Origin of the sequence: Enterobacter cloacae complex sp. BZL2005 (assembly GCF_049238885.1) — a bacterium.
Classification (GTDB): Bacteria; Pseudomonadota; Gammaproteobacteria; order Enterobacterales; family Enterobacteriaceae; genus Enterobacter; species Enterobacter roggenkampii.
In genome coordinates this window covers 22,323-29,301 of sequence record NZ_JBMKGI010000024.1, presented here as the reverse complement: position 1 = coordinate 29,301, position 6,979 = coordinate 22,323, and the positions used below count along the sequence as shown (strand labels likewise).

General features: G+C 57.2%; 7 protein-coding genes. 2 read left to right on the top strand and 5 right to left on the bottom strand.

The annotated features are described in order from the left end of the window. Nucleotides 1-425 precede the first annotated feature (425 nt). Together purH and purD are read left to right on the top strand one after the other, a co-directional pair. A complete protein-coding gene (gene purH / locus ACOTXI_RS23170) occupies nt 426-2,015 on the top strand; it encodes a bifunctional phosphoribosylaminoimidazolecarboxamide formyltransferase/IMP cyclohydrolase (protein ID WP_058654399.1) in 1,590 nt (529 codons plus the stop codon). 15 nt (nt 2,016-2,030) lie between these two features. After that, nucleotides 2,031-3,323 carry a phosphoribosylamine--glycine ligase gene (gene purD, locus ACOTXI_RS23165; RefSeq protein ID WP_008503470.1) on the top strand — a complete coding sequence of 431 codons (1,293 nt, stop codon included), beginning with the start codon at nt 2,031-2,033 and terminating at the stop codon, nt 3,321-3,323. Between the two features lie 90 nt (nt 3,324-3,413). Here purD and ACOTXI_RS23160 read toward each other — a convergent pair whose 3' ends face one another. The 5 genes from ACOTXI_RS23160 to hemE all read right to left on the bottom strand — a co-directional run bounded on the left by ACOTXI_RS23160 (nt 3,414) and on the right by hemE (nt 6,954). After that, complete coding sequence (locus ACOTXI_RS23160) at nt 3,414-4,106, bottom strand: DUF1481 domain-containing protein (protein ID WP_008503469.1); 693 nt, start codon at nt 4,104-4,106, stop codon at nt 3,414-3,416. Nucleotides 4,107-4,117: 11 nt separating this feature from the next. After that, nucleotides 4,118-4,390 carry a nucleoid-associated protein HU-alpha gene (hupA, locus tag ACOTXI_RS23155; RefSeq protein WP_002445246.1) on the bottom strand — a complete coding sequence of 91 codons (273 nt, stop codon included), beginning with the start codon at nt 4,388-4,390 and terminating at the stop codon, nt 4,118-4,120. A gap of 186 nt (nt 4,391-4,576) precedes the next feature. Continuing rightward, entirely contained in the window at nt 4,577-5,167 is a 591-nt protein-coding gene (locus tag ACOTXI_RS23150; protein ID WP_008503468.1) for a YjaG family protein, read from the bottom strand. A 41-nt stretch (nt 5,168-5,208) separates the two neighbouring features. Continuing rightward, complete coding sequence (nfi, locus tag ACOTXI_RS23145) at nt 5,209-5,880, bottom strand: deoxyribonuclease V (RefSeq protein WP_021242964.1); 672 nt, start codon at nt 5,878-5,880, stop codon at nt 5,209-5,211. A 9-nt stretch (nt 5,881-5,889) separates the two neighbouring features. Beyond that, on the bottom strand, nt 5,890-6,954 hold the full coding sequence (gene hemE / locus ACOTXI_RS23140; protein WP_008503466.1) for a uroporphyrinogen decarboxylase: 1,065 nt from the start codon (nt 6,952-6,954) through the stop codon (nt 5,890-5,892). Between the last annotated feature and the right edge of the window lie 25 nt (nt 6,955-6,979).

The window sequence follows — 6,979 nt, the reverse complement described above, 5'->3', positions numbered from 1 at the left end:
AAAGAGCAGTGCAACGCGGCTTTCGCTCACCGTTGCGAGGTGGCGTATATTACGCTTTCCTCTTTCAGAGTCAACCCGTTATTTCAGGATTTTTTCTCTTCAACCGAACCGCTTGTTGTGTGAAGTGATTCACATCCACCGTGTCGATGGAGGCGCATTATAGGGAGTTCTCCGCAGGCCGCAACCGCTAAATGACAGAAAAATGACTGACTGCTGAATTCCACAGCAAAACCCCGCCTTATACCTTTTTACGCACAGACTTATCCACAATGATACGAAAAAGTGAAAATGTGCGAGCGTTGCGCAAACGTTTTCGTTAAAATGCTCGCGCTTTACTAGGATGCCTCGTCAGGTGTGTTAGATGAGTTTTTCACAGGAAAATTCATCTAACGCTCTCTGTAATCGTGAAATCCAGGGGATTTACCATGCAACAACGTCGTCCAGTCCGCCGCGCTCTGCTCAGTGTTTCTGATAAAGCCGGTATCGTCGAATTCGCTCAGGCACTTTCTGCACGCGGTGTAGAGCTGCTTTCCACAGGTGGAACCGCTCGCCTGTTAGCAGATAAAGGTCTGCCGGTAACCGAAGTGTCCGATTACACCGGTTTCCCGGAAATGATGGATGGACGCGTCAAAACCCTGCACCCGAAAGTCCACGGCGGTATTCTTGGCCGTCGCGGTCAGGACGACGCCATTATGGAACAGCACGACATCGCGCCGATCGACATGGTTGTCGTTAACCTCTACCCGTTCGCCCAGACCGTGGCGCGCGAAGGCTGCTCTCTGGAAGATGCCGTAGAGAATATTGATATCGGTGGCCCGACCATGGTGCGCTCTGCGGCCAAGAACCATAAAGATGTCGCCATCGTGGTCAAGAGCAGCGATTACAGCGCCATTATTAATGAGATGGACGCCAACGATGGGTCGCTGACCCTGGAAACGCGTTTCGACCTCGCCATCAAAGCCTTCGAGCACACCGCCGCGTACGACAGCATGATCGCCAACTACTTCGGTAGCCTGGTGCCGGCTTACCACGGTGAAAGCAAAGATCCTTCAGGCCGCTTCCCGCGCACCCTGAATCTGAACTTCATTAAGAAGCAGGATATGCGCTACGGCGAGAACAGCCACCAGCAGGCTGCCTTCTATATAGAAGAAGAGGTAAAAGAAGCCTCAGTTGCGACCGCCCAGCAGGTGCAAGGCAAAGCGCTCTCCTATAACAACATTGCCGATACAGACGCAGCGCTGGAGTGCGTGAAAGAATTCAGCGAGCCGGCCTGTGTTATCGTCAAGCATGCGAACCCATGTGGCGTAGCGGTCAGTACCTCTATCCTGGACGCTTACGACCGCGCCTACAAAACCGACCCGACCTCCGCGTTCGGCGGCATTATCGCCTTCAACCGCGAGCTGGATGCTGAAACCGCTCAGGCCATCATCTCCCGCCAGTTTGTTGAAGTGATCATCGCGCCATCGGCCTCCGAAGACGCGCTGAAAATCACCGCGGCAAAACAGAACGTGCGTGTACTGGTTTGTGGTCAGTGGGCGGAACGCGTGCCGGGCCTGGACTTCAAGCGCGTGAACGGCGGCCTGCTGGTTCAGGACCGCGATCTGGGGATGGTGACAGAAGCCGACCTGCGCGTGGTGACCAAACGTCAGCCGACCGAACAGGAGCTGCGTGACGCGCTGTTCTGCTGGAAGGTGGCGAAGTTCGTGAAATCCAACGCCATCGTCTATGCCAAAGAGAACATGACTATCGGGATAGGCGCAGGCCAGATGAGCCGCGTTTACTCGGCGAAAATCGCGGGTATTAAAGCAGGCGATGAAGGCCTGGAAGTCAAAGGCTCCGCCATGGCCTCTGACGCCTTCTTCCCGTTCCGTGACGGTATCGACGCCGCAGCCGCTGTCGGCATCACCTGCGTGATCCAGCCAGGCGGCTCAATCCGCGACGACGAAGTGATTGCTGCTGCCGACGAACACGGCATTGCGATGATCTTCACCGACATGCGTCACTTCCGCCATTAATTCCCGGAGCAGAAAATGAAAGTATTAGTGATTGGTAACGGCGGACGCGAGCACGCGCTGGCGTGGAAAGCGGCCCAGTCTCCGCTGGTTAAAACGGTCTTCGTGGCACCGGGCAACGCCGGTACCGCGCTGGAGCCCGCGCTGCAGAACGTGGCTATCGGCGTGACCGACATTCCGGCGCTGTTGAGCTTTGCTCAGCAGGAGAAAATCGACCTGACCATCGTCGGTCCGGAAGCGCCGCTGGTGATAGGTGTCGTGGATGCGTTCCGCGCAGCGGGCCTGAAAATCTTTGGCCCAACGGAAGGCGCCGCGCAGCTGGAAGGCTCCAAGGCCTTCACCAAAGATTTCCTCGCGCGTCATAACATCCCGACGGCGGAATATCAGAATTTCACTGAAGTGGAGCCTGCTCTGGCCTGGTTACGTGAGAAGGGCGCGCCGATTGTTATCAAGGCCGACGGTCTGGCCGCGGGTAAAGGCGTGATCGTCGCGATGACGCTCGAAGAAGCCGAAGCCGCGGTTCAGGATATGCTGGCAGGTAACGCCTTTGGCGATGCGGGCCACCGCATCGTGATTGAAGAGTTCCTCGACGGTGAAGAGGCGAGCTTTATCGTCATGGTCGACGGCGAGCACGTTCTGCCGATGGCCACCAGCCAGGATCACAAGCGTGTGGGCAATGGCGACACGGGGCCTAATACCGGCGGGATGGGCGCTTACTCCCCTGCGCCGGTCGTGACTGACGACGTCCACCAGCGCACCATGGATCGCATCATCTGGCCTACCGTGAAGGGAATGGCGGCAGAAGGCAATACCTACACCGGTTTCCTTTATGCAGGCCTGATGATCGACAAGCAGGGTAACCCTAAGGTCATCGAATTCAACTGCCGCTTTGGCGATCCAGAAACCCAGCCAATCATGCTGCGCATGAAATCCGATCTGGTGGAGCTGTGCCTGGCTGCCTGCGATGGCAAGCTGGACGAGAAAACCTCCGAGTGGGACGAGCGTGCGTCTCTCGGCGTGGTGATTGCTGCGGGGGGGTATCCGGGCAACTACAGCACCGGTGATGAGATCCACGGTCTGCCGCTGGAAGAGATTGACGGTGCGAAGGTGTTCCACGCCGGTACGAAGCTGGCTGAGGACGATCGCGTTCTGACCAACGGCGGCCGCGTGCTGTGTGCGACCGCGCTGGGCCATACCGTGGCAGAAGCACAGAAGCGCGCCTATGCGCTGATGGCGGATATTCACTGGAACGGTAGCTTTAGCCGTCAGGATATCGGCTATCGCGCGATTGCGCGTGAGCAGGGGGAGTAATTCCTCCTCGCCCTCACCCTCTCCCACTGGGAGAGGGAATCGTTCGTAGGCCGGATAAGCGTTAGCGCCATCCGGCTTAATCCACAGAACTCAAAAACTCTTCTCTGTCGGCTGCCAGGTGCAGAAATCTTCGTTCGCCACCAATAGCAATTGAGAGCCTTCCGGCGCTTCCAGCCACGCCACGCTCACGTCCATTGATGAATGACGCTGACGGCGTTGAATGTGTTCGGTTGCCCAGGATTCAAGCTCAGGCTTCACCGTTTGCCCTTCGCAGGTGGTTACCGTTCCATCGTTATGCCAGCGCCCCTGGCGCAGCACGACGCGTCCCAGACGAAGCGCATCGCTGGTCTGGCGGATTTGTTCGGCACGGTAACGGTAGAGGGCGATTTGGTCGCTGGAAAGCTGCTGTTTTTGACCGCTGACTTCACGCTGCATAAAGCTCAGCTCGCCATGGTCGTCAAAACGCACTTTCACGTGTTCGGGGGTCTTGCTGTAGACGTTCAGCTCAATCAGCGAGAGGTCATCTCCCTGCCAGCGATATTCTGCCGTCGACGTATTGCCGCTATGCCACGGGCTGAAGGCAGACAACAGATGAACTTCATTGCCGGAATCTTTACGCCAGATCCTGACCGCGCCCTGGTTGTCAGCGTAGCCGCTGGCGGTAAACGGCGGCAGGGTGGTGTCGTGACTACAGGCTGACAGCAGCAGCACGCCTGCCAGCGCGAGCGTTCCGCGCCAGAAAGACAAAAGGGGCGTTGCCGCCCCTTCGCTAAAACTGTTCACTGCCACGCGTCTTACTTAACAGCGTCTTTCAGTGCTTTACCAGAAACAAATGCCGGCACGTTAGCTGCGGCGATTTTGATTTCTTTACCGGTCTGCGGGTTGCGGCCAGTACGCTCAGCGCGGTGGTTCACTTTGAAGGTACCGAAACCAACCAGTTGTACAGCATCGCCTTCTTTCAGAGACTCAGTAATAGCAGCCAGGGTAGATTCCAGAGCAGCTTTAGCCTGCACTTTAGACAGATCAGCCTTGTCCGCAATTACATCAATCAGTTGAGTCTTGTTCATAAGTTATCCTTTCAATGTGTTTATCGCTTGCTAAGCATCGAGTGCGACGAAAATGCCAAAAAAGCACTCTCCTGCATACACGCACCGATAGCCACTTTTTTTCGCCCCCCAAATGTAGACCAGACAAGGGTCGAAAGGGAAGAGTCGAGGAGCGACAAAACGGGCGTTATCTCAAGTTTTCTTATCTCATTGGTTAAAAATTATACCAATATTACTCTCACCGGCCTCACGTAAGTCCGCGCGCAGCCCTTTGATCAGCTCAATGTCGCGTTCTTCACACTCTGCCAGCAGGCGGAAAATCTCCCACTGGATATCCCATTCTTGCTCAACGGCCGGGTTTGCGCGCAGCTCTTCGTCGGTCATCTCGCGACCTTCCTGGGTCATTTCCAGCATCGCCACGGTGGTGATAGAGGCCTTACTGACTTCGATAGCGTGCTCCAGCGTCTCACCGCTCAGGCGGGAGTGGAGCAATTCGCTTAACGCCACACAGGCATCAATTGCCGGGTAGACGCCGTACAGGTCAAAATCATCCGCCACCGGGATCGCCTCTTCCAGCTTTTCGAGCTGAGAGTCGAAATTCACCTTCGCGTCTTTCACCGTCAGCGTTTCCCAGATCAGATCCAGAATGCGGCGGTAGATATGGCCATCACCAAAGCCGGTCTGCTTGCAGAACGCGGCATAGTTGGGATACATGCGCTCGCACAGGCAAGCCATGAAGGTGACGTGCTGCCAGCTTTCCAGCTTTTCAAGGCGCAGGTGAATCGGGTTTTGTAGCATGATGATCTCTCGAATCGAAAATTAGGCGCAGTTTACCTGAATCATCGCTGAATTTCCTGCCAACGAACAAAAGCCGGACGCGAAGAGGCCACCGCGTCAGCCCAGCGCGTTGGCTCCGGTAAGCGGTAGCCCTTCATGCAGCGCTGTACCCACGCCAGGGCGCTGTCCATACTCACCCGATGGCCGGTGGCGATGAACAGCGGATTACAGCGTGCCTTGCTGCGCCAGACCCACGCCAGCTGCTCGCCTTTATGGATAAGCGGTGCCAGCGCACCCGGCTCGGCGGAGAGTGGCTCAAACGCGCCGCACAGGCGTTTCTTGGCGACACCGATGGTCGGCACATCCACCAGCAGCCCAAAGTGGCTGGCAACGCCTAAACGGCGCGGGTGTGAGATACCGTGCCCATCGACAAAAAGCAGGTCAGGTTTTTGCGAAAGCTGCTCCCACGCTGCCAGCAGCGCGGGATATTCGCGGAAGGAGAGAAAGCCCGGAATGTACGGCATGGTGGTGGCAATACGCGCGACCTTGTACTCCACCAGTTCGAGCGAAGGGTATTTCAGGACCACCATCGCCGCTCGCGTCACGTCCCCACCCTGCTCAAACCCGACGTCGGCTCCGCCAATGTACTGCGGAGGATCCTTATCCAGACGATCCTCGCGGATCACCGATGAGGCCAGTTCGATTTGTTGAGCGCGTAGCGACGCGAGATCCATAACGACTCCTTACTTGTGATACTGGGCAGAAAGCCGATGCACCGCCTCCACAAATACGCCTGCGTGCTCTGGCGGCACATCCTGATGAATACCGTGGCCGAGGTTAAAGACGTGGCCTTCCCCCTGGCCGAAACCAGACAGTATAGTCGACACTTCTTCTTCAATACGGGCAGGCGGCGCATAGAGCATGGACGGGTCCATATTGCCCTGAAGCGCCACTTTGTCGCCCACGCGGCGGCGGGCATCAGCGATATCGGTGGTCCAGTCGAGACCCAGTGCGTCGCAGCCGGTTGCCGCCATGGCTTCCAGCCACTGACCGCCACCTTTGGTGAACAGCGTCACCGGCACGCGGCGGCCTTCGTTTTCGCGCAGCAGGCCGTCAACGATTTTATGCATGTAATACAGGGAGAACTGTTGATAATCACGCCCGGTCAGCACGCCGCCCCAGGTATCGAAAATCATCACCGACTGCGCACCGGCTTTAATCTGCGCGTTGAGGTAGAGCGTGACGCTCTTCGCGAGCTTGTCGAGCAGCGCATGCAGAGCCAGCGGCTCGGCGTACATCATCTTTTTAATCAGGGTGAAGGCTTTGCTGCTGCCCCCTTCCACCATATAGGTCGCCAGCGTCCACGGGCTGCCGGAGAAGCCAATCAGCGGCACTTCACCTTTCAGCTCGCGGCGAATGGTGCGCACGGCGTTCATCACGTAGCCCAGCTCGCCTTCCGGATCGGGGATCGGCAGCTTGTCCACGTCCGCTTTGCTTCTGATCGGAGAGGTAAAACGCGGGCCTTCACCGGTTTCGAAGTACAGGCCAAGGCCCATCGCATCCGGAATGGTCAGAATATCCGAGAAGAGGATCGCCGCATCCAGCGGGAAGCGGCGCAGCGGCTGGAGCGTCACTTCACAGGCCAGCTCGGCGTTTTTGCACAGCGACATAAAATCGCCCGCCTGCGCGCGCGTGGCTTTGTACTCTGGCAGATAGCGTCCCGCCTGGCGCATCATCCACACCGGGGTGACATCAACGGGCTGGCGCAGCAGCGCACGCAGATAACGATCGTTCTTCAGTTCGGTCATTTTTGCAGTTCCTTAAGCGTCATGG